Source organism: Streptomyces sp. NPDC005576, assembly GCF_042871745.1.
Taxonomy (GTDB): Bacteria; Actinomycetota; Actinomycetes; order Streptomycetales; family Streptomycetaceae; genus Streptomyces.
In genome coordinates, this window is the sequence record NZ_JBIAJC010000003.1 from 17502 (window position 1) to 42662 (window position 25161).

At 72.1% G+C, this 25161-nt stretch carries 23 protein-coding genes and 1 pseudogene; 9 read left to right on the plus strand and 15 right to left on the minus strand.

Annotated features, from left to right (window positions below):
* The first annotated feature begins 93 nt into the window (after window positions 1-93).
* Window positions 94-477, plus strand: coding sequence for a helix-turn-helix transcriptional regulator (locus ACFYPN_RS06310; protein WP_358760755.1), 384 nt, complete (start codon window positions 94-96; stop codon window positions 475-477).
* Between the two features lie 273 nt (window positions 478-750).
* A complete protein-coding gene (locus ACFYPN_RS06315; RefSeq protein WP_358760756.1) occupies window positions 751-1221 on the plus strand; it encodes a DNA starvation/stationary phase protection protein in 471 nt (156 codons plus the stop codon).
* Window positions 1222-1513: 292 nt separating this feature from the next.
* Here the strand turns inward: ACFYPN_RS06315 and ACFYPN_RS06320 are convergent, their stop codons facing one another.
* The gene (locus tag ACFYPN_RS06320; RefSeq protein WP_358760757.1) at window positions 1514-2275 is read right to left on the minus strand and encodes a GNAT family N-acetyltransferase; all 762 of its coding nucleotides are present in this window, start codon (window positions 2273-2275) and stop codon (window positions 1514-1516) included.
* A gap of 293 nt (window positions 2276-2568) precedes the next feature.
* Here ACFYPN_RS06320 and ACFYPN_RS06325 point away from each other — a divergent pair.
* Window positions 2569-2793: pseudogene (locus ACFYPN_RS06325) on the plus strand (hypothetical protein); the annotation flags it as partial.
* 346 nt (window positions 2794-3139) lie between these two features.
* On the opposite strand, the gene ACFYPN_RS06330 reads toward ACFYPN_RS06325, so the two are convergent.
* The 3 genes from ACFYPN_RS06330 to ACFYPN_RS06340 all read right to left on the minus strand — a co-directional run bounded on the left by ACFYPN_RS06330 (window position 3140) and on the right by ACFYPN_RS06340 (window position 9733).
* Entirely contained in the window at window positions 3140-3943 is an 804-nt protein-coding gene (locus ACFYPN_RS06330; protein ID WP_358760758.1) for a DNA-formamidopyrimidine glycosylase family protein, read from the minus strand.
* An 80-nt stretch (window positions 3944-4023) separates the two neighbouring features.
* Window positions 4024-8715, minus strand: a complete 4692-nt coding sequence (locus tag ACFYPN_RS06335; protein WP_358760759.1) for a DEAD/DEAH box helicase — start codon at window positions 8713-8715, stop codon at window positions 4024-4026.
* Between the two features lie 97 nt (window positions 8716-8812).
* Window positions 8813-9733: a hypothetical protein gene (locus ACFYPN_RS06340; RefSeq protein ID WP_358760760.1), complete on the minus strand. Its 921-nt coding sequence runs from the start codon at window positions 9731-9733 to the stop codon at window positions 8813-8815.
* A gap of 79 nt (window positions 9734-9812) precedes the next feature.
* On the opposite strand from ACFYPN_RS06340, the gene ACFYPN_RS06345 reads away from it, so the two are divergent.
* The 4 genes from ACFYPN_RS06345 (at window position 9813) to recX (ending at window position 13816) form a co-directional block, all read left to right on the plus strand.
* Entirely contained in the window at window positions 9813-10007 is a 195-nt protein-coding gene (locus ACFYPN_RS06345; protein WP_358760761.1) for a DUF3046 domain-containing protein, read from the plus strand.
* Between the two features lie 282 nt (window positions 10008-10289).
* Complete coding sequence (locus ACFYPN_RS06350; RefSeq protein ID WP_358760810.1) at window positions 10290-11540, plus strand: AI-2E family transporter; 1251 nt, start codon at window positions 10290-10292, stop codon at window positions 11538-11540.
* A gap of 367 nt (window positions 11541-11907) precedes the next feature.
* Window positions 11908-13050 (plus strand): recombinase RecA, encoded by a 1143-nt coding sequence (gene recA, locus ACFYPN_RS06355; protein ID WP_358760762.1) that lies wholly within the window; start codon window positions 11908-11910, stop codon window positions 13048-13050.
* A gap of 4 nt (window positions 13051-13054) precedes the next feature.
* Complete coding sequence (gene recX / locus ACFYPN_RS06360; protein ID WP_389296996.1) at window positions 13055-13816, plus strand: recombination regulator RecX; 762 nt, start codon at window positions 13055-13057, stop codon at window positions 13814-13816.
* A 538-nt stretch (window positions 13817-14354) separates the two neighbouring features.
* Here recX and ACFYPN_RS06365 read toward each other — a convergent pair.
* Complete coding sequence (locus tag ACFYPN_RS06365) at window positions 14355-14726, minus strand: helix-turn-helix domain-containing protein (RefSeq protein ID WP_358760764.1); 372 nt, start codon at window positions 14724-14726, stop codon at window positions 14355-14357.
* Window positions 14727-14818: 92 nt separating this feature from the next.
* Between ACFYPN_RS06365 and ACFYPN_RS06370 the strand changes: the two genes are divergently transcribed.
* The gene (locus ACFYPN_RS06370; RefSeq protein ID WP_358760765.1) at window positions 14819-15658 is read left to right on the plus strand and encodes an NAD(P)H-binding protein; all 840 of its coding nucleotides are present in this window, start codon (window positions 14819-14821) and stop codon (window positions 15656-15658) included.
* Between the two features lie 251 nt (window positions 15659-15909).
* On the opposite strand, the gene ACFYPN_RS06375 is transcribed toward ACFYPN_RS06370, so the two are convergent.
* From ACFYPN_RS06375 to ACFYPN_RS06420, 10 genes are all read right to left on the minus strand, one after another.
* Entirely contained in the window at window positions 15910-16635 is a 726-nt protein-coding gene (locus tag ACFYPN_RS06375; protein WP_358760811.1) for a hypothetical protein, read from the minus strand.
* A 220-nt stretch (window positions 16636-16855) separates the two neighbouring features.
* Window positions 16856-17467 carry a hypothetical protein gene (locus ACFYPN_RS06380; RefSeq protein WP_389296999.1) on the minus strand — a complete coding sequence of 204 codons (612 nt, stop codon included), beginning with the start codon at window positions 17465-17467 and terminating at the stop codon, window positions 16856-16858.
* Window positions 17464-17898: a rhodanese-like domain-containing protein gene (locus tag ACFYPN_RS06385; protein ID WP_358760766.1), complete on the minus strand. Its 435-nt coding sequence runs from the start codon at window positions 17896-17898 to the stop codon at window positions 17464-17466. The genes ACFYPN_RS06380 and ACFYPN_RS06385 overlap by 4 nt, the downstream gene beginning before the upstream one ends.
* Window positions 17895-18449, minus strand: coding sequence for a cysteine dioxygenase (locus tag ACFYPN_RS06390; protein ID WP_389297001.1), 555 nt, complete (start codon window positions 18447-18449; stop codon window positions 17895-17897). The genes ACFYPN_RS06385 and ACFYPN_RS06390 overlap by 4 nt, the downstream gene beginning before the upstream one ends.
* 178 nt (window positions 18450-18627) lie before the next feature.
* Window positions 18628-18717, minus strand: coding sequence for a putative leader peptide (locus ACFYPN_RS06395; protein ID WP_328719044.1), 90 nt, complete (start codon window positions 18715-18717; stop codon window positions 18628-18630).
* A 32-nt stretch (window positions 18718-18749) separates the two neighbouring features.
* Window positions 18750-20393 carry an FAD-dependent monooxygenase gene (locus ACFYPN_RS06400; RefSeq protein WP_358760767.1) on the minus strand — a complete coding sequence of 548 codons (1644 nt, stop codon included), beginning with the start codon at window positions 20391-20393 and terminating at the stop codon, window positions 18750-18752.
* A gap of 170 nt (window positions 20394-20563) precedes the next feature.
* Window positions 20564-21550: an amino acid ABC transporter permease gene (locus ACFYPN_RS06405; RefSeq protein ID WP_358760768.1), complete on the minus strand. Its 987-nt coding sequence runs from the start codon at window positions 21548-21550 to the stop codon at window positions 20564-20566.
* Window positions 21547-22194, minus strand: coding sequence for an amino acid ABC transporter permease (locus ACFYPN_RS06410; RefSeq protein WP_358760769.1), 648 nt, complete (start codon window positions 22192-22194; stop codon window positions 21547-21549). Before ACFYPN_RS06410 ends, ACFYPN_RS06405 begins: the two co-directional genes overlap by 4 nt.
* Before the next feature lie 147 nt (window positions 22195-22341).
* Window positions 22342-23265: a glutamate ABC transporter substrate-binding protein gene (locus tag ACFYPN_RS06415; protein ID WP_358760770.1), complete on the minus strand. Its 924-nt coding sequence runs from the start codon at window positions 23263-23265 to the stop codon at window positions 22342-22344.
* Between the two features lie 32 nt (window positions 23266-23297).
* Complete coding sequence (locus tag ACFYPN_RS06420; RefSeq protein WP_389297005.1) at window positions 23298-24083, minus strand: amino acid ABC transporter ATP-binding protein; 786 nt, start codon at window positions 24081-24083, stop codon at window positions 23298-23300.
* Between the two features lie 384 nt (window positions 24084-24467).
* On the opposite strand from ACFYPN_RS06420, the gene ACFYPN_RS06425 reads away from it, so the two are divergent.
* Window positions 24468-25160: a response regulator transcription factor gene (locus tag ACFYPN_RS06425; RefSeq protein ID WP_358760772.1), complete on the plus strand. Its 693-nt coding sequence runs from the start codon at window positions 24468-24470 to the stop codon at window positions 25158-25160.
* Window position 25161: the final 1 nt, after the last annotated feature.

Consider the following 25161-nt stretch of genomic DNA (forward strand, 5'->3'; position numbering starts at 1 on the left):
AGAACACGACATCGCTCCCCGCACGGCCGCAGCGCTACGCGGTACGGTGGGGCGTGAAGGATGCGGCTACGCGGTCCGAGGAGGGAGCCACCGATGATTCTGCTCCGTCGCCTACTGGGTGACGTGCTGCGTCGGCAGCGCCAGCGCCAAGGCCGTACTCTGCGCGAAGTCTCCTCGTCCGCCCGGGTCTCGCTCGGTTATCTCTCCGAGGTGGAGCGGGGGCAGAAGGAGGCATCCTCCGAGCTGCTCTCCGCGATTTGCGACGCGCTTGACGTACGGATGTCCGAGCTCATGCGTGAAGTGAGCGATGAGCTGTCACTCGCCGAACTCGCCGCGTCGGCGGCAGCCACTGATCCGGTCCATGTACCGGTGCGGCCCATGCTCAACTCCGTCTCCGTGGCATCGGTGGCGGGCGTACCGGCGGGACGGGTGACGATCAAGGCGCCCGCGGAAGCGGTGGACGTCGTCGCTGCCTGACCCGCACGGTCCGGTGCGACAGTGAACCCCGGCCGCCCCTTCGGGGGTGGACCGGGGTTCTGTCGTGTGCGGGCCCGGTTCGCGGGTCGGGGGGTGTGCCCGGCGGCTGACGGGGCACATGGAGAGCGAGGCTGCGGATGGTCGCTTTGTCGGCTTATGTGCCATCGTGGATGGCGTGCTGACAGCGGCTGCCGAACCAGCCGACACCACCGCCGGCACCACGGGAGAGGGCCTCGCCGCCCGTCCCGGACGCCGACAGAACGGAGAGAGTGCATGTCTGTCGTGAAGAGCCCGCTTTCCGATGCCGACCTCAAGACGGTCGGTGAGGCGCTCCAGGGCGCCCTGGTCGACCTCGTCGACCTCTCGTTGGCCGCGAAGCAGGTCCACTGGAACGTCGTCGGCCCGCGCTTCCGCTCCGTGCACCTCCAGCTCGACGAGGTCGTGGACACCGCGCGCCAGCACTCCGACACGGTCGCCGAGCGTGCCTCGGCCGTCGGCGTCAACCCGGACGGGCGGTCCGCGACCATCGCCCGGACCACCGCCATCGACGTCGTGCCGGACGGCTGGATCAAGGACACCGACGCGGTGAAGGTCCTGGTGGACGCGCTGGAGATCGTGATCGGGCGGATGCGCGAGCGCATCGAGGTCACCGCCGACCCCGACCCGGTGAGCCAGGACACCCTGATCGCCGTGGCGGCAGACCTGGAGAAGCACGCCTGGATGTTCCAGGCGGAGAGCGCCTGAACCGCGCGGGACCGGGCGTCGCACGCGGCGCCGGGGCCCGATCGCGAGTGCGAGAGAAACCGTACGGCTTCGGTACACCCTTCGGTCGTACACCCTTCGGCCCCGTTTCCGGATCGTCCCGGGCGGGGCCGAAGCGCGTGCGCCCGTCGTGTCGTGGACGGTGTGGCCGGGGTGGCCGGGGTGGCGTGTGCGTGTGCCGGGTGGCACGGCACGGCACGGTGGGGTGCTGGGCGCCGCGCGGTCCGTGCCCACCGTCGGCCCCGCGGGTAGCCGTTGGCCCGGGAGGAAGCCGTCAGCCCCGCAGGAACGCATGGCTGCGGCCGATCTCGGTGAAGCCGCGGCGGAGGTACCAGTCGCGCGGCCAGTCGGCCTCGTCCGCGACGAGGAAGAGCCGGGGGATACCGGCGGCGGCGGCCAGCGCCAGACCCGTGGCGAGAAGGGTGTCGCCGTGGCCCCTGCCCCGGTGGGGCTCGGCGGTGACCAGGTCCTCCAGTTGGGCCAGCCCGGCGGCGCGGTCGAGATACAGGTCGGTCCAGGCCGCTGTTCCCCCTGCGGGAGTCCGGGCGGCAAGGAAGAGCACCTCCTCCGCACCGCGCAACCGGGCAGCGCGGCGGTCGGTGAGCTGCCGGGCCAGCTCCTCGTCCGGGTACCGGAGCAACTGCTGGCGGAAGACCGCTTCCCGTATCCGGGCCGCCGCGACCCGGTGCGCGGCGATGCCGGGCAGCGCACAGCCGGCGGTCTCCCGTGCCAGCACCACATGGATGTCCCGGCGGTAGCCGGCCGCCGCCAGCACCGGGGCCGCCCGCTCGCCGAGCGCGTCGTCCAGCACCGTGATCGGGTACTGCTCCCGCGGCCCGAGACTCTGCGCGGCCTGCTCCGGCAGTGCCGTCGGATCGGCGTCCGGGGCGTCGACGAACAGCTGGTTGTGTTCCTGGGAGAGAGGGAACTCCGGATCGCGGACGGCGAAGGCGCCGGGCAACCGGATGGTCTCGGCAGCCTGGCGCCGGGCGAAGTCGGTGCGGAAGGCGGTCACGCGCTCAAGCAGATGCGACATCCCGCCATCATGGGTCGCCACCGGTGGGAGAGCCACGGATTTCTGTCCCTCCCGTCCTTCCCGTCCCTCCCGCCCCTCGCGGTCCGGTTCCGGGCGGTGGTACGGGCTCCGGCGCGCCCCGAGCGTGGGCCCCGGGCCGCCTCTGGATGCAGCGCGGCCCGGACCGGGGCAGACTGCCGGACAAGGCGGGCGGGCCCGTCCGCACCGCCATCCGGCGGGCCGGGTATAGGCCGGAGGAGGCCGCAGTGATACGCAGACGGGTGCGGCCGTTCCTGATATCCGCCGGACTCCTGATGTGCGGCGGGCTGTGGTGGTGGGCCGTGCTGCGGCTCGTCCTCGTCCCGGGGCAGGCCGGGACTGTGGAGGGCGCGGTGGCGGCCGGCGGCTGGGGGCTGAGCCTGCTGCCGGTCCACGTGGCGGCGGCCGGGACGAGCGGCGGGGCTCCTCGGCACGACGGCTCCATATCCGGCCGGCCGTTCCTCCGGTACGCGCGCCGATGGTGGGGGCGTGGCGTACGGGGCGAGGGACGGCCGGGCATCGCGGACATCGGGGTGCGGCGGCCCCCACTGCGCCGGCGGAGACGGTCCGTGCTCCGGCGGAGGCCGCCCCAGCGGTGAGGTCGGCCGGGTGAGGTGGGGCCGTCGGAATCGGGTGGTGGGGTCGGGCCGATGGGATCGGCCTGGTGCGATCGGGCTGGTAGGAGCCGTGGAACCGGTCCGGATCGGGCCGTGTGAACCGGCCGAGGGTGACCGACCGGGGCGGGGAGCGTCGCGTCGGTAGGGGAGCGTCAGTAGGGGAGCGTCGGTAGGGGAGCATCGGCCGGTGGGAGACGATCGGCGGCCGGGGCGGAGAGGAGCCGGGCGGTCAGCGCGGGGTGGGGCCCGACTGGCAGTGGGGGCACCAGTACGTCGGACGGTCGTCCTGGTCCGCCTTGCGGATGGGGGTGCCGCAGCGGAGACAGGGGCGGCCCGCTCGTCCGTAGACGTACACCGGCTCACGGGTGCGACTGAGCGCCGCGATCCGGCCGGTGGTGGTGCGGGTGGAGCGGTCGCGGTTCGCGTCCAGCAGCCGCGCGGCGGCGCCCACCACCCGGGGGAGGAGGGGCTCGGGCAGTTCGCCCACCGGGAGCCAGGGGGTGACGCGGGCCAGGAAGCAGAGCTCGCACTTGTAGACGTTGCCGATACCGGCCAGGTTGCGCTGGTCGAGCAGTGCCTCGCCGAGCGGGCGGGCCGGGTCGGCGAGCAGGTTCGTCAGGGCCTTGTCCGCGTCCCAGTCGGGCCCCAGCAGGTCGGGGCCCAGATGACCGACCACCTTCTCCTCGTCGGGGGTCCGCAGGAGTTCGAGGACCGGGAGGCGGTAGCCGACCGCTGTGTGGTCGGTGTTGCCGAGGACGGCCCGGATCTCGTACGCCGGACCGCCGCGCCACCGCTCCCCGGGGGCGAAGATCCGCCACGCGCCGTCCATCCGCAGATGGCTGTGGAGCGTGAGGCCCCCCTCCAGCCGGGTGAGGAGGTGCTTGCCCCTCGGGGTCACGTCGAGAACGGTGCGGCCGCTCAGATCGGCGGTGGCGAACCGGGGTACCCGCAGATCGGCGTGGGTGAGCACTCTTCCGGCGAGAGCGGCGTGCAGATGCTTGGCCGTGCGCGCGACGGTGTCTCCTTCGGGCATGCCTCCATCATGCGGCAGCGGTGCGCCCGTGCGCGGGGTGCGGCGGTACGGCAACTCGTCCGCGGGCGCGGCCCACCGCGTCAGGCGCGCAGCCGCATCCCCTTCGGCGTGGCCAGGAAGCCTGCCGCCTCCAGCACGCGGCCCACCGGCGAGGTCAACGAGGACGCGCCGTTGGTGCGCTCCACCGTGACCGTGCCGAGGGCCCCGGCCTTCGCCGCCGCCGCGAGCGCCTCGGCCGCGGCGCGCAGGGCCGGGGCCTCGGGGTCCGAGGGCCAGGCCAGCAGGGACTTGCCGCCGCGCTCCATGTACAGCGTCAGCTCCCCGTCGACGAGGACCACCAGGGAACCCGCCTTGCGGCCGGGCCTGTGGCCCGCGCCGTCCGGCGACTCGGGCCAGGGCAGCGCGGCGCCGTAGGCGTTGGCGGGGTCGGCCGCCGCCAGCACCACCGCACGCGGCACGCTCCCGGGGTCCCGGCGGTCCCGGGCGGTCGATGCCGCCCGCAGCCGGTCCACGGCACCGTCCATCGCGAACTGCGCGGCCCCGAGACCCTCCACGACATAACCGCGCCTCGCCTGCCCGTTGTCCTCGAAGGCGGCGAGGATGCGGTACGTCGCCGAGAAGCCGCCCTCCACCCCCTCCGCCTGCACCGCGCCCCGGGTGACCACGCCGTGCCGGTCCAGCAGGGTGCGGGCCAGCGCATGGGCGCGGTGGGTGGGTTCGGGTTCGCTCGCGGGCAGCAGCGCCCACCGGCCGGAGACGGTGGGCGGGCCCGTCCGGGAGGCGGCCGGGCGGGCGGAGGCGGTGAGCGAGCCGTACCGGCCGCGCGGCACCGAACGCCGGGCCCGGTGCGCGGTCGCCCCGGCCGTGCGCCCCGAACCGAGGAGCGAGCGCAGCGGCGCCAGCGTGTCGTTGGTGAGCCGCCCCGACCAGGCGAGGTCCCAGAGCGCGTCCGCCAGTTGCGCGTCCGAGGCGGACGGGTGCGTGGTGGCGCGGACCTGGTCGGCGATCTGGCGGAAGAAGAGGCCGTAACCGCCCTGGAGCGCGGTCAGGACCGACTCGTGCAGCGCGGTCAGCTCCAGCGGATGGGGCGGGGGAAGCAGCAGGGGGGCGTTGTCCGCCGGGTAGAGAGCGAGCCAGCCGTCCTTGCCGGGAAGGGCGCCCGCCCCGGCCCAGACGACCTCGCCGGTCGTGGTCAGCTCGTCCAGCAGGGCGGGGGTGTATCCGGCGACCCGGCCCGGCAGGATCAGTCTCTCCAGCGCGGAGGCGGGCACCGGAGCGCCCTGCAACTGCTCGACGGCGCGGGCCAGCCCGTCGATGCCCCGCAGCCCGTGGCCGTCCAGGTGCTGCCACTGGGGCAGGAACGACGCCAGGGCGGCGGGCGGCACCGGCTCCAGCTCGTGGCGGAGTGCCGCGAGCGAGCGGCGCCGCAGCCGGCGCAGCACCGTGGCGTCGCACCACTCCTGTCCGATGCCCGCCGGATGGAACTCGCCCAGTACGACCCGTCCGGAAGCGGACAGGCGCTGCAGGGCACCTTCCGTCACCGCCGGTCCCAGTCCGAAGCGCTCCGCCGCCCGTGCCGAGGTGAAGGGGCCGTGCGTACGGGCGTACCGGGCGAGCAGATCGCCGAGCGGGTCCTTCACCGGCTCGGTGAACGCCTCGGGTACGCCGACCGGAAGGGCGGTGCCGAGCGCGTCGCGCAGCCGCCCCGCGTCCTCGACGGCGACCCAGTGGTCGGCGCCCGCGATACGGACCCGCAGGGCCCGGCGGGCCGTCTCCAGCTCGGGGGCCCACGAGGGCTCCGCACCGCGCTCGGCCAGCTCCGCCGGGGTGAGCGGGCCGAGAACCCGCAGCAGGTCGGCGACGCCCTCGACGTCCTTCACCCGCCGTTCCTCGGTCAGCCACTGGAGCTCCTGCTCCAGCTCGGCCAGGACGTCTGCGTCGAGCAGTTCGCGCAGCTCCGCCTGGCCGAGCAGCTCCGCCAGCAGATGCGAGTCGAGCGAGAGGGCGGCGGCCCGCCGCTCGGCGAGCGGCGAGTCGCCCTCGTAGAGGAACTGTGCGACGTAACCGAAGAGCAGGGAACGGGCGAAGGGCGAGGGCTCGGTGGTGGTGACCTCCACCAGCCGGATGCGGCGCGCTTCGAGGTCGCCCATGAGTTCGGTGAGTCCGGGTACGTCGAACACGTCCTGGAGGCATTCGCGCACCGCTTCGAGGACGATCGGGAACGACCCGAACTCGGACGCCACCTGGAGCAGTTGGGAGGCCCGCTGACGCTGCTGCCAGAGTGGGGTGCGCTTGCCGGGGCTGCGCCGGGGCAGCAGCAGCGCTCTCGCCGCGCACTCCCGGAAACGGGAGGCGAACAGGGCCGAACCGCCCACCTGGTCGGTGACGATCTGCTGGACCTCGCCCTTGTCGAAGACGACGTCGGCGGCGCCCACCGGCGCCTGCGCGCTGTCGTAGGCGGCGTCCGGGAGCAGGGGACCCCGGTCGGTCCCCGTGCCGTCACCGCTGCCGGTGTCCTCGCCGCCGGAGCCTTTCGGGGCGTCGAAGTCGAGAAGGTCGAGGCTCATCAGGTCCGCGTCCGGCAGCCGCAGCACGATGCCGTCGTCGGCGTGCATGACCTGCGCGTCCATGCCGTACCGCTCGGCCAGGCGGGCGGAGAGGGCGAGCGCCCACGGGGCGTGCACCTGCGCGCCGAACGGGGAGTGCACCACGACCCGCCAGTCGCCCAGCTCGTCCCGGAAGCGCTCGACGAGGATCGTCCGGTCGTCCGGGACATGGCCGCAGGCACGCCGCTGCTCGTCGAGGTAGGAGAGGATGTTGCCGGCCGCCCAGGCGTCCAGACCGGCGGCCAGCAGCCGGAGCCGGGCGTCCTCCTCGGAGAGCCCCCCGATCTCCCGGAGGAACGCGCCCAGCGCGCGGCCCAGCTCCAGGGGGCGCCCCAGCTGGTCGCCCTTCCAGAACGGCAGCCGGCCCGGCACCCCCGGGGCGGGCGAGACCAGCACCCGGTCGCGGGTGATGTCCTCGATCCGCCAGGACGTGGTGCCGAGCGTGAAAACGTCCCCGACCCGGGACTCGTACACCATCTCCTCGTCCAGCTCGCCGACCCGGCCACCTCCCTTCTTCGGGTCGGACCCGGCGAGGAAGACGCCGAACAGCCCCCGGTCCGGGATGGTGCCCCCGGAGGTGACGGCGAGCCGCTGCGCCCCCGGGCGCCCGGTCACCGTGCCCGCCACCCGGTCCCACACCACGCGCGGGCGCAGCTCCGCGAAGGCGTCCGAGGGGTAACGGCCCGCCAGCATGTCGAGCACCGCCGTGAAAGCCGACTCGGGCAGCGAGGCGAACGGCGCCGCGCGGCGGACGAGCGCCAGCAGGTCGTCCGCCTGGCGGACGTCGAGTGCCACGATCGCCACCAGCTGCTGTGCCAGTACGTCCAGCGGGTTGGACGGGACGCGCAGCGCCTCGATGGCCCCCACGCGCATCCGCTCGGTGACCACGGCCGCCTGCACGAGGTCACCCCGGTACTTGGGGAAGACCACACCCGTCGACACGGCCCCCACCTGGTGGCCCGCCCGGCCCACCCGCTGCAGGCCGGAGGCCACCGAGGGCGGGGACTCGACCTGGATCACGAGGTCGACGGCGCCCATGTCGATGCCGAGCTCCAGGCTGGAGGTGGCGACGACGGCGGGCAGTCGGCCGGCCTTGAGGTCCTCCTCCACCTGGGCCCGCTGCTCCTTGGAGACCGAGCCGTGGTGCGCGCGGGCCAGCAGGGCCGGAGCGCCCTTCGCGCCGCCCGACTGCGCCATCAGCTCGGCGGGGGTGTGCGCCTCGGGCATGGCCTCGCCGGTCGCGCGTTCGTACGCGATTTCGTTGAGCCGGTTGCAGAGGCGCTCGGCGAGGCGGCGGGAGTTGGCGAAGACGATCGTCGAGCGGTGCGCCTGGATGAGATCGGCGATCCGCTCCTCCACCTGCGGCCAGATGGACGGCTTGTCGGGCTGGCCGGCGCCGCTGTCGGTGGCCGGTGAGCCGCCCAGTTCGCCCAGGTCCTCCACCGGTACGACCACGGAGAGGTCGAACTCCTTCGCCGAGGCGGGCTGCACGATCTCGACCCGGCGCTGCGGCGACAGGAACCGCGCCACCTCGTCGACCGGCCGGACCGTGGCCGACAGTCCGATCCGGCGGGCGGGGCGCGGCAGCAGTTCGTCGAGCCGCTCCAGGCTCAGCGCGAGGTGGGCGCCGCGTTTCGTGCCGGCGACCGCGTGCACCTCGTCCAGGATCACCGTCTCCACCCCGGCGAGGGCGTCCCGGGCCGCGGACGTGAGCATCAGGAAGAGCGACTCGGGGGTCGTGATGAGGATGTCCGGGGGTTTCGTCACCATGGCGCGGCGCTCCGCCGGAGGCGTGTCGCCGGACCGGATGCCCACCCGGACCTCCGGCTCCGGCAGCCCCAGCCGTACGGATTCCTGACGGATGCCGGTCAGCGGCGAACGGAGGTTGCGCTCCACGTCGACGGCGAGGGCCTTCAGCGGGGAGATGTACAGCACCCGGCAGCGCTTCCTCGCCTCCGCCGGGGGCGGTACGGAGGCCAGCTGGTCGAGGGAGGCCAGGAAGGCCGCCAGGGTCTTGCCGGAGCCGGTCGGCGCGACGACCAGCACGTCCGACCCCTCCGCGATCGCGGACCAGGCGCCCTCCTGCGCGGCCGTGGGCGCGTGGAAGGCACCCGTGAACCAGCTGCGGGTCGCGGGCGAGAAGGAATCCAGGGCAGAGCCGACCATGCCCACCATCGTGCACCCCGCCACCGACATCGGCCGGTGAACACGGGCCGACCTGCGAGAATGCCGGAACGGCGGCAGGTCCTGAGGACGGTCACGGTCACCCCAGGTCACGGCCGTGCGCCCGCAGGATCTGCAGGGCGCGCAGGGTGACGAGAGGGCGGCCCTCCAGAGCCGTACCGGGCGCCCACTGCCTCCAGGTGAGGGGCCAGCCGCCGTCCTCCCGCTGCTCGGCCGCGAGATGGTCGAGGGAGTCCGACAGCTCGCCCTCGGTGAACCATCCGCAGGCCAGCGAGGCGGGCGTACGGGCGTAGTCGTACGGGAAGTGGTACTCACCCGGCGCGTAGCCGGGCGCCAGCGGGTACTCCTCGCGCCGCCGGGGGTCCAGCACCGCGAGACGCTGGTCCCGCACCAGCCGGCCCAGCCGTTCCGCCGCCGCCCGCGCCCGCTCCCGGTCCGGAGCGCCGTCCAGGAAGGCGACCGCCGCCTCGATCTCGTACGGATGCGAGACGGTCAGCGACTCCACCGCCGACCAGCAGAAGTCCGTCGCGCGGAACAGCCACGCGTGCCAGACCTGGTTGCGGTGCAGCAGGCCGACGACCGGACCGGTCGCCAGCAGTTCGGCGGGCGGATCGTCGACGATCGGGATGAAGGGCGCGGCGGGATATCCGCGCTGGGAGGGACAGAGCGCGGGCAGCGCCCCCTCCTTGGTGGAGACGGCCGTCAGATAGCGGCAGATGCGGTCCACCCGGGGGCCGTGGCAGCGGCCGACGGAGTCGAGGACGCTCAGGGCGTGCGCGGTGTGCAGGGGCTGGCTGATCGGTCCGCGCAGGTCGGGTTCGAGGGCGTGGCCGTAACCGCCGTCCTCATTGAGATAGGCGGCGAGCGCGGTCTCGACCGCGTCCGCGTCTCCGTCGAGAAAGTCGTGGGCGAACCTCCGTTGTTCGAGTACACGGGCCGTGAGCCAGATGAACTGCTCGGCGCGGGCGAGGGGACGTGCTGCGGGTGCGGGTCCGGGCATGGACCGACCGTAGAGCGGAAAGCGCCGGGAGATGCCTCCGGCGTCGGGACCGCACCCCCGGAAGCGGGATACTGGGATCATGCGGTTGACGATTTTCTGGGAGCGGATGGCCGACCACTTCGGCGCCGGATACGCGGACTCCTTCGCGCGCGACCACGTCATGTCCGAGCTGGACGGCCTCACGGTCCATCAGGCGCTCGACGCGGGGTGGGAGACGAAGGACGTCTGGCGTGCGGTCTGCACGGCGATGAGCATCCCGGCCGACCGCCGTTGAGCGCCGTTGAACGCCGTTGAGCGCCGCTGAGCCGCGGGCTCCCGGGCGGGCCCGGGGCCGGTAGCTCCAGGGGGCACCCGGGGTCCGACGGCACCGGGGAGCACCGGGGAGTACCGCGCTCGGGCGTCGGACAGCCCGGGGGACCGGTGGCCCCACCCGTAGGCGAGACTGGTGGGCGTGGCCCCGACAGACGAGACCGTGCAGAACCCGCGGCAGTCCGCCGCGTCTCCCGTCCCCCCTGCCGTGCCACCGGAGACCCCGGTGGACGACGGACCCGCGCGCATGCCCCGTTGGCTCCCGCGCGCCGTGGTCATGGCACTGGCGCTCTACGCGTGCTTCCGTCTCGGCAGCTGGGCGTTCGACCAGCTCATCGGCCTGCTGATCAACATCCTCATCGCTTTCTTCCTCGCCCTGGCCATAGAGCCCGCGGTCGGCCGCATGGCCGGACGGGGCATGCGGCGCGGCCTGGCGACCTTCCTCGTCTTCATCGTCGTGTTCGCCCTGGGCCTCGGATTCATCGTCCTGCTGGGCTCGATGCTCGCCGGGCAGATCGTGGACATGGTCGACGAGTTCCCGAAGTACCTCGATTCGGTGATCAAGTGGGTCAACCAGACGTTCCACACCGAACTCTCCCGGGTCGAGGTCCAGGACAGCCTGCTGCACTCGGACTGGCTCCAGAGGTACGTACAGAACAGCGCGACCGGAGTGCTCGACGTCTCCACGACCGTGCTCGGGGGCCTGTTCCGGCTGCTGACGATCTTCCTGTTCTCCTTCTACTTCGCGGCGGACGGGCCCAGGCTGCGCCGCGCGCTCTGCTCCGTGCTGCCGCCCTCGCGCCAGGCCGAGGTGCTGCGCGCCTGGGAGATCGCCGTCGACAAGACCGGCGGGTACCTCTACTCGCGCGGTCTGATGGCACTCATCTCCGGCATCGCGCACTACATCCTGCTCGTCGTGCTCGGGGTCCCCTACGCACCGGCGCTCGCCGTCTGGGTCGGTCTGGTCTCCCAGTTCATCCCGACCATCGGCACGTACCTCGCGGGCGCCCTGCCGATGCTGATCGCGTTCACCATCGATCCCTGGTACGCGCTCTGGGTGCTCGGCTTCGTCCTGATCTACCAGCAGTTCGAGAACTACGTGCTGCAGCCCAAGCTGACGTCGAAGACCGTCGACATCCACCCGGCGGTGGCCTTCGGATCGGTGATCGCCGGGACGGCCCTGCTCGGTGCGGTCGGCGCGCTGATCGCGATCCCGGCGGTGGCCACGCTCCAGGCGTTCCTCGGCGCGTACGTGAAGCGGTACGCGGTGACCGACGACCCCCGGGTGGGCGGCGGAAGCAGCCGGCAGCGCCCCGCGCCGTTCTGGTCGCGGGTGCGCCGTCCGACGCGGGTGACCGGCCCGCACAGGGGCGTCGGCAGGTGGGCGGACGAGCCCCGCGAGGCGGCCGGTACGGACGACCCCGGCGAGGCCGACGGGCAGGACGGTACGGGCGGCAGGGACGGCGCTACGGGACGCGGGGGCCCGGACCTGCCGTAGCCGGTGACACCTGCGGGCCGGCCGCCGACCGTCGGCCGTCGTCTGCCAGTTGCCGACCGCCGGCCGCTTCACGGCGGCAGCGCTCCATGATTTCGGTCACGGTCGCGGACGCTCGGCGGGTCGGCCGGCCCACCGGAAAGCGGGAGCATGCCGCGGCGCGGGGCGTCCGCTGCCGGGCGTCCGCGGGCGGCGTGGTGCGCTTGACACCAAAATCGAACATCTATTCTCATGGCATCCCGGGCCCGGGTTTCCCGGGCCCGGCCGTGGAGTTGTCCACAGGCCGGGAGGACGTCGAGGCCCATTGTCAGTGGCAGGGGTTAGCGTCTTTGACGTGAAGCGATCGACTCAAGCAAATCGGGTGGAACCCATGGCAGGAAACGACCGCGAGAAGGCGCTGGACGCCGCTCTCGCACAAATCGAGCGCCAATTCGGCAAGGGCGCGGTCATGCGCCTCGGCGAGCGGCCGAACGAGCCCATCGAGGTGATCCCCACCGGATCCACCGCGCTCGACGTGGCCCTCGGCGTCGGCGGTCTGCCGCGTGGCCGCGTCGTGGAGGTGTACGGCCCGGAGTCCTCCGGCAAGACGACCCTGACCCTGCACGCCGTGGCCAACGCGCAGCGGCTCGGCGGCCAGGTGGCGTTCATCGACGCCGAGCACGCGCTCGACCCGGAGTACGCCAAGAAGCTCGGCGTCGACATCGACAACCTGATCCTCTCCCAGCCGGACAACGGCGAGCAGGCGCTGGAAATCGTGGACATGCTGGTCCGCTCCGGCGCACTCGACCTCATCGTCATCGACTCCGTGGCGGCCCTGGTGCCCCGTGCGGAGATCGAGGGCGAGATGGGTGACTCCCACGTGGGTCTCCAGGCCCGCCTGATGAGCCAGGCACTCCGCAAGATCACCAGCGCGCTCAACCAGTCCAAGACCACCGCGATCTTCATCAACCAGCTCCGCGAGAAGATCGGCGTGATGTTCGGCTCGCCGGAGACCACGACCGGTGGCCGTGCGCTGAAGTTCTACGCCTCGGTCCGTCTGGACATCCGCCGCATCGAGACGCTCAAGGACGGCACCGACGCGGTCGGCAACCGTACCCGCGTCAAGGTCGTCAAGAACAAGGTCGCGCCGCCGTTCAAGCAGGCCGAGTTCGACATCCTCTACGGCCAGGGCATCAGCCGCGAGGGCGGCCTGATCGACATGGGCGTGGATCACGGCTTCGTCCGCAAGGCCGGCGCCTGGTACACGTACGAGGGCGACCAGCTCGGCCAGGGCAAGGAGAACGCCCGCAACTTCCTCAAGGACAACCCCGATCTCGCCAACGAGATCGAGAGGAAGATCCTGGAGAAGCTCGGTATCGGTGTCCGCCCGGAGATCGACGCGCCGGCGGCCACTACGGACACGGCGGACGCCGCGACCACGGGGGCGGCCGACACCACCGCGAAGCCGGCGACCACGGCTGCGGCGGCCAAGGCCAAGGCCACCAAGACCGCCGCCGCGGCGGTCAAGAGCTAATTCCGTGACACGGCGTACGGAGTGGTCGGAGCCGACCCCGGGATTCGGTGCGCAGCCCCACCCGCGGCAGGCGGGTGGTTTCGCGGGTGGACCGGAGACGGAGCCGGAACCTGACACCGCGGCGGAATCTCGTTCCGGAGCCCGTCGGGGGGCGGGCCCGGGGACGGGGTTCGGTGGCGGTGCAGGATTCGGCGAGGGGGCGGGCCGTCGCTCCCGTTCCAGAAGCAGCGGCTCCCCTTCCTCGTCGAGGGCCGAGAAGGGGGAGCCGCGAGACCCGGTCGAGCAGGCGCGCGCCATCTGTCTGCGCCTGCTCACCGGGACCCCGCGGACCCGCAAGCAGCTCGGGGACGCGCTGCGCAAGCGGGAAATTCCCGACGAGGTGGCGGAGGAGGTGTTGTCGCGCTTCGAGGACGTGGGGCTGATCGACGACGCGGCGTTCGCAGACTCCTGGGTGGAGACCAGGCACCACGGCCGAGGTCTGGCACGCCGGGCGCTCGCCCGTGAACTCCGCACGAAAGGCGTCGATTCCGCGGTGATCGACGAGGCGGTCGGGCAGCTCGACCCCGCGCGGGAAGAGGAGACGGCCCGCGAACTGGTCGCGCGCAAACTCCGGTCCACGCGAGGGCTCGACCGGGACAAGCGGCTGCGCCGCCTCGCCGGAATGCTCGCGCGCAAGGGATACGGAGAAGGCATGGCACTCCGCGTGGTGCGCCAGGCGCTGGAGGCCGAGGGGGAAGAGACCGAGGATCTGGACGAGCCGTTCTGAGCTGCCGGCTGCCCCGAGGTTAAGGGCTGTCCCGCACTTGCTGACGGGTGCGCGACGACAGCTACGGCACCTCGTCGCGTTGTCGGAACGTCCAGATGCATCCCCTCTGCGGACGCCGCTCCGGTCTTGCGATGCACCGCATCCGACGCCGCGCGCTGATCCACCACGAATCGCGGGACAGCCCTTCGGTGCGGCTGCGGTGGCAGGGGGGCCGGAAGCAGCCCCGGTGGCGCCCGGCGGTTCGCGTCGGTGAGCTTGTCGGCCCATCGGATGCCACCATGGCGCGGCTCATGGTCGTCGAACTGCTGACCGGTCGGACCGTCATCGGGGAAAGTCGCCCAGGTGCTCGGCGTGCAGTACGGCTTGGACACCGGTGGACCTGTCAGAGATGTCGCGTCGGCGGGCCCGCTCGAGGCTGCGTCGATCCGCGTGGTCGTCAGCCGCGCCGCAGCCGCTGGACCAGGTGCCTCGGCCGGCAGCTCCCGGACGGGGATGCCGGTCGTTCATCACGGCATGGTGTGCGTCGGCCGCCGCCACGCTATCCGGTGCTCTGCGGCGACAGGTGCCGTGTGATCCGGTCGAACATCTCCGTCAACGGCTCGCCGATGTCCCGGCCGAACGCGGTCAGCCCGTAGGTGACCTGCGGGGGCGTCGTCGGCTCGACCTTCCGCCAGATCAAGCCGTCCTGGACCAGCGCCCGCAGTGTCTGGGCGAGCATCTTCTCGCTGATGCCCTGGATGCTCTCGCGCAACTCGTAGAACCGAAGGCTGCCGCTCCGCAGGGAGATCAGGACCCAGACCCCCCATCTGCTGGTCACGTGGTCGACCACACCACGCGCGGGGCAGTCCGTGTGAAACACGTCATACCGCCCCTCTGTCCCGACTCCTCTGCGCTGCACGCCTTCTGTCATGCCATGAGCTTACCCAGAGGTACGCCCTTACCAGAAGTTAGCCCCTCTCCTAGCGTGAGGGCAAGAGAGAACCTCTGACAAGGGAGCTGAAGATGATCGTGGTGACCGGAGCCACCGGGAATATCGGCCGGCCGTTGACGCAGGTACTGGCCGAGGCGGGCCAGCAGGTGACGGCGGTGTCACGCCACACGGCAGCGGTGCCCCACGGCGCCCGCCACGTCGTGGCCGACCTGGCCAGGCCACTCAGCCTCTCGCCCGCGCTGGCCGGAGCGAAGGCGCTGTTCCTGCTGCTCTCCGGCGACCTGCACTCCGCAGGAGCCAACCCCGCAGACGTCATCGCTGAAGCCGCGGCCGTCGGGGTCCGCCGGGTCGTCCTGCTCTCCACGCAGGGCGTGGTGACCAGGCCCACCGGCCCCACGCGGATCGCGATGCGCGCGCTGGAGGACACGTTGCGGGAGTCCGGTCTGCAATGGGTCATCCTGCGGCCGGGCGGCTTCGCCTCCAACGCCCTGTGGTGGGCCGAGTCCGTCCGCACGCGACAGGTCGTCGCCGCGCCCTTCGGCGACATCGGGGTACCGCTCATCGACCCCGCAGACATCGCCGCGGTCGCGGCAGCCTGCCTGCTGGACGACCGGCATACCGGCGGCGTCTACGAGTTGACCGGTCCTCAGGTGGTCACTCCGCGCGAGCAGGCCGAGGCCGTCGCCGCCGCCCTGGGCTCGCCGGTGAAGTTCCACGAGCTCACCCGCGAGGAGGCAAGGGCCGCCATGACCCGGAGCATGCCGGCGGAGCTCGCCGACGACACCCTGGACATCCTCGGCTCCCCGAGACCGGCCGAACTGCGTGTCAGCCCGGACGTCCAACGGGTCCTCGGCCGCGCCCCACGTCCCTTCGCCGACTGGGCCGCCCGTAACGTCAGCGCGTTCCGCTGAGACTGCGGTTCCCTGGGCGAGCCTGCGGTTCCCTGGGCGAGCCTCGACTTCGCACAACAGCTTCGAGGCGGCGCGGTTCCCGGCGTTACCCCGTCCCGATGCCAGGCGCCGAAAGCCGGCCCCCATACCTCGCCCCCGCTGTCCCCGCGGCGGTAGCCGACCGCCGAATCCGGCCTGTGCTGCCCGGTCGGTGCTACCTGGTCTCCGTGCCACACGGTGGAGCGGGCGGGACGGTCCCGGGGAGGCGAGGGTCAGTGACCGGCCAGGGAGGCACGCCGGATGGTGGCGTCGATCAGGGCGAGAGCTTGGGAGGCGGTGCGGCCGGGTGCCCGGTTCCAGGGGCCGATCAGATCGGTCCAGCCCTGTGAGCGCAGCTCGGTGATCATCCACGCCCCGGCCCGGTCCACGGTTTCGGCGGAGCCGTAGCCGAGCCGGTGCGCCGTGAGCATCGCCCCGCAGAGACACCGGGCGCCGCGGGCGTCGCGCAGCCGGTACGGGGTGTTCTGCCATCCCCACTCCGTCAGGATCTGCCGCGCGTACGCCAGGTGGACCGAGGGGCGCACGTCACTCCGGCCGATGCGCCGCCAGGAGTGGAGCCGGTCCGGCAGCATCGCGCCGAGCCGGCCCGGGAGGCGCCGCTCGACGGGGGAAGGGGCGGGCAGGGCGCGCAGGGAGTCCGCGACCAGTTGGTCGATGGGCACGGAGAGCATCCCGCGCCAGTGCTCCGGCGACCGGGCCGGGAGCGCCTCGGCGGAGTCGACCCGGGTGGACCCGGTCCCGGTGGAATCGACCGGGGAAGGGCCGGTCTCGGTGGGGGCGGCAGGGGCGGGATCGGGATCGATGCGGGTGGGGTGGAGCCGTACGGGTTCGGGGGCCGAGCGGTCCCAGCCGGTGACGATCCGCTGCCAGGTCTCCGATTCCTGGAGTCGGGAGGCATGGAGGTCGAGTTCGTCCGGGGTGAGGACGGGGGAGTCCATGTCCATCAGCGCGCCATCTCCGTACCCATCGGCCTCGTGGTGCATGAGCCGAATGTCGGGCCTGCGCGGGGACCCCTCCACCTGGGAGCGGCCGTTCGGGTAGGTCCGGGGGTGGTGTGCCTGCGAACGGGGGGCCGCGGCGCAGTACATCACCGGAAAAGGCGTCCCGGGCGGCACCGGGGTGGGTGCCGCTGGGGTGGGGCGCGGCACAGTGGTGCAGTCAGGCCGAAAGGTCCACGTTCCAGAGCGCGGGCAGTTCGCCGTCGCAGAAGACGCAGACGAAGTGGTCCTCGCGGACGATGTTCTGCTCCTGGCAGCCGGGGCAGCGCCGGAACACCACCTCGTGCGTGAAGCCGTCCGGGCGGGGGAGGCCCGCGCGGCGCAGTGCCCGTGCGACCGCCGGCCAGGAGGTGGTGTCGGGGCAGTAGCCGGTCGACTGGTTGCTGATCCCGTCCACGACCCACCCGCCCGCATCGCGGGTGAACCCGATCTCGCCCGCGCTCAGGACGGCCTCCCCGCCGGCGCAGGCCACGTGTTCGCTGCGGCGCGGGGCCAGCCGCAGCGTGCCGTCCCCGTCGACGACGAAGGTGAACGGCTCCCGCAGCTCCGACGCCGGACGCAGGGCGACCCATTCGGCGAAGTCGGCCGACGAGGCGATCCGGCAGCCCGGGCCGCCGGACAGCACATCGCCGGGCAGGACACCGCCGGACAGCACATCGCCGGGCAGGACACCGCCGGGCAGCACACCGTCGGACAGGATGCCGTCGGGCCGGAGCATGGCCCACAGCCCGGCCGGTCCCACGTAGCGGTAGCTCCGGAAGGGCTCGTTCACGGCGGGGCGAGCACCGGAAGCCCGGCCGCCCGCCACGCCTGGAAGCCGCCGATCAGGTCGGTGGCGCGGGTCAGGCCCAGCCGGTGCAGGGAGGCCACCGCGAGACTGGAGGCGTACCCCTCGTTGCATACGATCACGATCCGCAGGTTGTGGCTCACCGCCTGCTCCGCGCGGTGGCTGCCCCACGGGTCGAGCCGCCACTCCAGTTCGTTGCGTTCCACGACCAGCGCGCCGGGGATCAGCCCGTCGCGCTCGCGGAGGGCGGCATAGCGGATGTCGACCAGCAGGGCACCCTCGGCGGCCTCCTCTGCGGCCTCCTCCGGGCCGATCCGGACGAAGCCCTCCCTCGTCCGTTCGAGGAACTCGTCGATGCCTGTCGGCGCGGTCGAGGAATCGCCGTCCGCCGCGCGGCCGTTGCGGTGGTCGCTCACTGCCAGTCCTCCGGAACCTCGGTCTGCTCGAGCCGGAGCACCGCTCCGGTACGGCTGTAGCGGCGGATGCGGGGCAGCGGCGGGTAGTAGGCGTGCACGGAGACGGCGTGCTCGGTGGTGGACTCGTTCAGTACCTCGTGCACGTGGTGGCGGCCGAACGCGCGGCCCCGACCTGCCGTCAACGTGCGGCTGCGGTCGATGCCTTCGGTCAGCTCCAGCGTCTTCCACCCGTCGGTGGGCAGCCGGGCGGCCAGCGAGTGTTCCCTCAGTGCGCCCGAAGCGGTGAGGAACGCGCCGACCGAGTCGGCGTGGTCGTGCCAGCCGGTGCCGGTGCCCGGTGGCCAACCGATGAGCCAGGCCTCGCTGCCTGCGGGTCCGTCGAGCCGCACCCAGGTGCGGCCCTCGGGGTCGAGCGGCAGAGAGGCGATCAGCTCGGCGTCGTCGGCGGTCCGGCGGGCGAATTCGAGCAGCTCCGCCGCGGTCGGGGCGGACCGGCCGGACCGGCCGGACCCGGGCGGCACGGTCGCGGTGGGCCCGGCCTGGGCGGGCACGCCGTCGGCGGCACCTGGGTCGGCAGGCAAAAGCGCATCGAGGGAAGCGGCAGACAAGGAGGAAGCCGGGAGGGCAGACAAGGAGGAAGCGGGGAGCGCAGACACGGTGACCGTCCTGGGAGTTCGCGTGGAGGCGCGTGCCGGTGCACGGGTGGCACGGCACGGCGATGAAGGCGAGTCAGCAGGAAGGGCGACACACGCAGCCCGCGTAGCGGACGAGGTCCATGTGGACCCTCCGCCACAGGCGTACGCAGGTGTCGTCGGTCATGTTCTGGAGTAGACCATGCGGCTCCACGCGGGTCAATTGACCGTGGCGGCCCTCTCGGAGCGCGTGGAGGCGGGCGGGGGCGAGTCGTCGTCCGCGGGGGAAGCGCCGGGCGGGCCGCCCCGCGCCGCGTCCGCCGCGGCGAAGAGTTCCGCGGGCCGCACCCCGGCGAACGCGGCCACCAGGTGTCCGTCCGGCCGGATGAGCAGCACCGTGTGGGCCGCCGCGCCCGGGTAGCTCTCCGTGACGAGGAGTTCGCTCTCCACCGGGAGGGCGTGCACGGCTTCCGCGAGGCGGGGCATCACGCCCGCCGTCATCCAGTGCCGCCGGTCCCAGACGCCCGTGCCCGGGGCGACCAGTACCACCAGGAACCGGCCGCGCCCGAGCCGGGCCCGCAGCCGTACGGATGTTCCGTCCGGAGCGGTCGCCCGTACCTCGGTGACCGGCGCACCGGGGGGCGTGCCGACCACGATGTGCGCCTCGGCGTGCTGTGGTGCGAGGGGGGAGTGTGCGTACGAGGGGGGTGCGCCGAGCGGGCCGTAGCCGAGGTGCGCGTCGAAGAGCAACGTGTCGTGCCCACGCGCGCCGCCCGCCACCAGGGTCCGCAGACCCCCGCCGCCGCGCAGTATCGGCAGCGACTGGTCGGCGGCGCGCAGCCGGGCGGCCACGGCGGTCCGGCGTTCGGCCTGGTAGCTGTCGAGCAGCAGCTCGGACGCGCCGTGGTGCCAGGCCTGGGCCAGTTTCCACGCGAGGTTCTCGGCGTCCCGCAACCCCTCGTCCACGCCCTGGGTGCCGAGCGCGCCCAGCAGGTGGGCGGCATCCCCGGCGAGGAACGCCCGCTTCACCCGCCAGCGCAGTGCGAGCCGGTGGTGGACCGTGTAGACGCCGGTGTCGAGCAGTTCGTACGGCGGGGTCTCCCCGCACCAGCCGGCCAGCGTCTCCCGGATGCGGGCGATCAGCGCTTCGGGCGTGACCAGTTCACCGTCGGGCGGGAGCAGCCAGTCGAGCCGCCAGACCCCGCCCGGCAACGGACGGGCCGTCACCTCGGATCCCGCGGTGCGCCACGGCGGCTGACGGTGCAGCACCGCCTCGCCCGGCCAGGGGAGTTCGACCCGCAGGGCGGCGACGGCGTGGCGCTCCACGGCGGTCCGGCCCGGGAACCTGATGTCCAGGAGCTTGCGCACGGTGGAGCGGGCTCCGTCGCATCCGACCAGGTGGCTTCCGCGCCACCAGGTCGCGTCGGGACCCTTGGTGTGCACGGTGACCCCGGTGGCGTCCTGTTCCAGGGTGTCGACCCGGCTGAGCGGCACGAGCCTGACCAGGTCGTGCGCGGCCACGGCGGCCCGCAGGCCGCGGGTGAGCGCGTGCTGCGGCAGGTGGACGGGGGCGGGCGGCGATCCGCTGCCCGGGCCCTCGCCGAGCGGCACCTCACGTACCAGCTGGTTCCGGCGGAGCGAACGCCAGCCGGACCAGCTCAGTGCCGCGCGGTCCGGAGTGGCGCAGCCGAGCCGCATGACCAGGCCGGCGGTGTCCTCACGCAGCACCACCGTGCGGGCGGGGCGCGGCTCGTCCTTGCCGAGGCCCTCGTCGAGGAGCACGCAGGGGACGCCGTGCGCCGCCAGGGCGAGGGCGAGCGTCAGACCGACGGGTCCGGCGCCTACGACGATCACCGGGTCCACGGTGCGTACCCTCCGACCCGAACATTCGTGCGAAGCCTGGCAGTCGAAGCGGTCGAAGTCCGGTGCGTGATCACAGAACGTATGCAACCCACTGGGGATGCCCGCGTCAAGCGAGCGAGGCAGCGGCGCACGCGCCGCTGCCTCGAATGCTCTCCGCTCCGGGTGGTCCGTTACGGCTTCCTGGCGATCCCGGTGTCCCCTTCGGGCTCTCCGGTCCCGTCGGCCGCGACCGTGCCAGTGGCCGGCGGAAGGTCCGCGCCCCCTGCGCCCCCCGGCCGGGGGGCCGGACCACCGAGCGTCGCGGCGGGCGCGTCGATGCCCGCGGCGGGGGTGGCCGACGCCACGGCGATGCCGGTCTTCGCCCGCCGGCCGCGCTTCTCGATCCAGGTCGCGAGCGCCGACAGCAGCAGACACATCGTCACGTAGATCGCGCCGATGACGACGATCGTCGAGACGTACGGGTACCTCCCGTCGACCAGGGTGTTGGAGGCGATCAGACGGGCGGTCTGGAGCAGCTCCGGGTACAGGATGATGAAGCCGAGTGAGGTGTCCTTGAGGGTCACCACCAGCTGGCTGATGATCGTCGGCAGCATCGCCCGCACCGCCTGCGGCATGAGCACGCCGAGCATCACCTGCGTCTTGCTCATGCCCAGCGCGTATGCGGCCTCGCTCTGGCCCCGGGGGACCGAGTTGATCCCGGCCCGCAGCACCTCGGCCTGGACGCAGCCGTTGTAGACGGAGAGGCCCAGCGCCAGCGCCCACATCGAGTAGTCGGTGAGGAAGCCGACCCAGATCGCGTAGATCGTGATGAGCAGGGGGATCGAGCGGAACAGCTCGATGAACGTGGTGGCGAGCCAGCGCACCGGCCGGTGGTCGGAGAGGCGGCCGACCGCGAGCACCACGCCGAGGACGACCGAGCCGACCGCGGCCAGGCCGAAGACCTTGAGCGTGGCCAGCACCCCGTCGGCGATGTTCTGGCGGATGCCCGTGTAGTTGAAGATGTCCCACATGCCCGCCGCGAGGTTGCCGGTGTCCGACAGCCGCTTGATGGCGAAGACGACCAGCGCCACGATGGCGACGGCGCCGAGGACCGCGTAGACGCGGTTGCGCACGGTGGCCTTCGGGCCCGGCGCGTCGTAGAGAACGCTGGCACTCATCGGGCGACCTCCATACGGCGCTCCAGCAGCCGGAAGAGACCGCTGATGACAAAGGTGACGACCAGGTAGCCGATGGCGACCCAGACGAAGACGGGGGTGATCGCGTAGCCCCGGTCGCTCATGAGCTTCTGCCAGCCGAACAGTTCGGTGACGCTGAAGGCTCCGGCGATGGCGGAGTTCTTGGTGAGCGCGATGAAGATGCTGCTCAGCGGCGGGATCACGGAGCGCGTGGCCTGCGGGAGGATGACGAGCCGCAGCGTCTGCGGGAAGGACATGCCGATCGAGCGGGCGGCCTCGGCCTGGCCGAGCGGCACGGTGTTGATGCCGGAGCGGACGGCCTCGCAGACGAACGACGAGGTGTAGAAGCCCAGCGCCAGCGAGCCGAGTACGAACGGGCTCAGGCCGGAGAAGAACACCTGGGGCACGACGAAGAAGAAGATCAGGAAGAGCAGGGTCAGCGGGGTGTTGCGGAGCAGCGTCACCCAGGCCGTGCCGAAGAACCGCAGGGGCGGCACCGGCGAGACCCGCATGCCGGCGAGGACGACGCCGAGCACCAGTGCGATGACCGAGCTGACGGCCGTGATCGACACCGTGCCTATGAAGCCGTCGCGGAACTCCGGGAAATTGTCGAGCAGTACGTTCATGAGGTCTCCGCGTCGGCTGTCAGCGGCATCGGGGCGGGGGCGTCGCGCACGCCGCCGCGGCCGCTGGGCAGCGGCGGCGTGCGTACGGGACGGGTCGTGCGGGCGGGGCCGCCCGGCGTCGGGGAAGTGACGCCGGACGGCGCGCCGTCAGTAGCGCTCGATGGCCGGCGGGGCGGTGTACTCCGAGCCGGACAGGCCCAGGGTCGCGTCGTAGATCTTCTTGTACGAGCCGTCCTTGATGTGCTTCTCGAGCGAGTCGTTGATCGCGTCCCGCAGCACCTTGTCGTCCTTGTTCAGGCCGACGCCGTAGGGCTCCTCGGTGAACGGCTTGCCGATGACCTTCAGCTTCGCGGGGTTCTGGGCGGCGTAGCCCTTGAGGATCGAGTCGTCGGTGGTGACCGCGTCGACCTGGTTGGTCAGCAGCTGCTGCACGCAGTCCGAGTACTTGGCCAGCTCGACGACGCTCGCGCCGTACTCGGGCTTCTTGATCTCCTGGAGCGGGGTGGAGCCCACGATCGAGCAGACCTTCTTGCCCTTCAGCGTGTCCGTGCCGGTGATGGCCGTCTCGTCCTTGCGGACCAGCAGGTCGGCGCCCGCCTTGTAGTACGGACCGGCGAAGCCGACCAGCTGCTTGCGCTTGTCGTTGATCGTGTACGTACCGACGAAGTAGTCGACCTGGCCCTTGGAGATCGCCGTCTCGCGGATGCCGGAGTCGACGGTCTTCCACTCGATCTGCTTCGCCGAGAAGCCGAGGTCGGCGGCGATCATCTTGGCGATCTCGATGTCGAAGCCGGAGCGCTCCTTCGTGGACTGGTCCTCGAAGCCCAGGTACGGCTGGTCGGCCTTGGCGCCGATGATCAGCTTGCCGCGCGACTTCGCCTCCTTGAAGGCCGGCGAGTCCAGGTCCACCCCGGTGGCGACGGTGTACGTGGGAAGGGCGGGCGCGTCGGAGGCACCGGGCTTGGTACCGGCGGGCTTGTCCCCGGCCGAGCCGTCCTTGCCCCCACAGGCGGTGGCGGTCAGAGCGATGACGGCGATGGCCGCGAGGGCGGCCGACTTGCGGAGCTGCATCTGAACTTTCCTTCTGTCGTAGGTCGTTGTCATCAGTGGTGAAGGATCTTCGACAGGAAGTCCTTGGCCCGGTCGCTGCGGGGGTTGCTGAAGAACTGGTCGGGCGAGGCCTCTTCGACGATCTTTCCGTCCGCCATGAAGACGACGCGGTTGGCGGCGGAGCGGGCGAAGCCCATCTCGTGGGTGACGACGATCATCGTCATGCCGTCCCGCGCCAGCTGCTGCATGACTTCGAGGACCTCGTTGATCATCTCCGGGTCGAGCGCCGACGTGGGCTCGTCGAAGAGCATGACCTTCGGGTCCATCGCCAACGCCCTTGCGATGGCGACGCGTTGCTGCTGACCGCCGGAGAGCTGAGCCGGATACTTGTCCGCCTGCACCCCCACGCCGACCCGGTCGAGCAGCGTCCGGGCCTTCTCCTCCGCGGTCTTCCTGTCGATCTTGCGGACCTTGACCTGGCCCATCACGACGTTCTCCAGCACGGTCTTGTGCGCGAAGAGGTTGAACGACTGGAAGACCATGCCCACATCGGCGCGGAGACGGGCGAGTTCCTTGCCTTCCTGCGGAAGCGGCCGGCCGTCGATCGTGATCGACCCCGAATCGACCGTCTCCAGGCGGTTGATCGTGCGGCACAGCGTGGACTTGCCGGACCCGGAAGGCCCGATGACGACCACGACCTCGCCCCGGGCGATGGTCAGATCGATGTCCTGGAGCACATGCAGCGCGCCGAAGTGCTTGTTGACGTCGCTCAGTACGACAAGGTCGCTCGCCTCGGGTATCGCGTCCTCGGCGGCCTTCGTCACTGAAACTCCGCTCATCGGCTCTAGCTCCGTCCTCCTCGGGTGGCTAGGACACTAGTGACGCAGTGCGATGACCGTCAGCAGATCTGAGCGAGAATTGAGGATAACGATCCGGCATTCCCCGGACGCCTCCCGTGAGGGGGAACGGCCGTCCGGTGGGCGGTGGCGTACCGGGTGCGTAACGGAAACCCCGTCGTAACGGGCCAGGGCTTGACTGGGGCCCGCGGGTCGGCGTTGATGCCCAGGGGAACGACGGCGTGAACCGGAGACCAACGGCAGGTCCCACGGGCGTGCCCAGGAGTGCGGACGCCGTCTATCGTCTCCACCAGGGGTCACACCCCGTAGCGCCGCAGAGCGGTCGCCGACGGTACCGGCACCGACGGAACACGGAGAGGAGGGCCAGTGAGACTGCTGCTCGTCGAGGACGACAACCACGTCGCCGCGGCCCTCTCCGCCGTGCTCGCCCGCCACGGCTTCCGGGTCGTGCACGCCCGCGGCGGCGAGGAGGCCCTGCGAGCCCTGCTCCCCGCCGAGCGGGAACCCTTCGGAGTCATCCTGCTGGACCTCGGCCTGCCGGACCAGGACGGCTACGAGGTGTTCGGCAGAATCCGCAAGCGCACCTCCACCCCCGTCATCATGGTGACCGCCCGCGCCGACGTGCGCTCACGCATCCACGGACTCAACCTCGGCGCCGACGACTACGTCACCAAGCCCTACGACACCGGCGAACTGCTCGCCCGCATCCACGCCGTCGCCCGCCGCACCACCGCCGGCGAGGACACCGCGCCGCTCCCGCTCGCCGCACTGCTGCTCGGGGCCGTACGGGTCGAACTGCCCACCCGGCGGGTCAGCGTCGATGGCCGGGAAGTCCCGCTCACCCGCAAGGAGTTCGACCTCCTCGCCCTCCTCGCCCAGCGCCCCGGCGTGGTCTTCAGGCGCGAGCAGATCATCAGCGAGGTGTGGCAGACCAGCTGGGAGGGGACCGGCCGGACGCTGGAGGTGCACGTCGCCTCGCTCCGCGCCAAGCTGGGACTGCCCGCGTTCATCGAGACCGTGCGGGGAGTCGGTTACCGGCTCGTCCCGCCGGCCGCCTGAG

Coding starts and splice junctions, on each gene's coding strand:
- ACFYPN_RS06340 (WP_358760760.1), bottom strand. CDS start 9,733: ATGCCCGGACCCGCACCCGCAGCACGTCCCCTCGCCCGCGCCGAGCAG.
- ACFYPN_RS06370 (WP_358760765.1), top strand. CDS start 14,819: ATGATCGTGGTGACCGGAGCCACCGGGAATATCGGCCGGCCGTTGACG.
- ACFYPN_RS06330 (WP_358760758.1), bottom strand. CDS start 3,943: ATGCCCGAAGGAGACACCGTCGCGCGCACGGCCAAGCATCTGCACGCC.
- ACFYPN_RS06310 (WP_358760755.1), top strand. CDS start 94: ATGATTCTGCTCCGTCGCCTACTGGGTGACGTGCTGCGTCGGCAGCGC.
- ACFYPN_RS06320 (WP_358760757.1), bottom strand. CDS start 2,275: ATGTCGCATCTGCTTGAGCGCGTGACCGCCTTCCGCACCGACTTCGCC.
- ACFYPN_RS06345 (WP_358760761.1), top strand. CDS start 9,813: ATGCGGTTGACGATTTTCTGGGAGCGGATGGCCGACCACTTCGGCGCC.
- ACFYPN_RS06335 (WP_358760759.1), bottom strand. CDS start 8,715: ATGGTCGGCTCTGCCCTGGATTCCTTCTCGCCCGCGACCCGCAGCTGG.
- ACFYPN_RS06405 (WP_358760768.1), bottom strand. CDS start 21,550: ATGAGTGCCAGCGTTCTCTACGACGCGCCGGGCCCGAAGGCCACCGTG.
- ACFYPN_RS06395 (WP_328719044.1), bottom strand. CDS start 18,717: ATGACCGACGACACCTGCGTACGCCTGTGGCGGAGGGTCCACATGGAC.
- ACFYPN_RS06410 (WP_358760769.1), bottom strand. CDS start 22,194: ATGAACGTACTGCTCGACAATTTCCCGGAGTTCCGCGACGGCTTCATA.
- ACFYPN_RS06315 (WP_358760756.1), top strand. CDS start 751: ATGTCTGTCGTGAAGAGCCCGCTTTCCGATGCCGACCTCAAGACGGTC.
- ACFYPN_RS06365 (WP_358760764.1), bottom strand. CDS start 14,726: ATGACAGAAGGCGTGCAGCGCAGAGGAGTCGGGACAGAGGGGCGGTAT.
- ACFYPN_RS06415 (WP_358760770.1), bottom strand. CDS start 23,265: ATGCAGCTCCGCAAGTCGGCCGCCCTCGCGGCCATCGCCGTCATCGCT.
- ACFYPN_RS06420 (WP_389297005.1), bottom strand. CDS start 24,083: ATGAGCGGAGTTTCAGTGACGAAGGCCGCCGAGGACGCGATACCCGAG.
- ACFYPN_RS06350 (WP_358760810.1), top strand. CDS start 10,290: ATGCCCCGTTGGCTCCCGCGCGCCGTGGTCATGGCACTGGCGCTCTAC.
- recA (WP_358760762.1), top strand. CDS start 11,908: ATGGCAGGAAACGACCGCGAGAAGGCGCTGGACGCCGCTCTCGCACAA.
- ACFYPN_RS06375 (WP_358760811.1), bottom strand. CDS start 16,635: ATGGACTCCCCCGTCCTCACCCCGGACGAACTCGACCTCCATGCCTCC.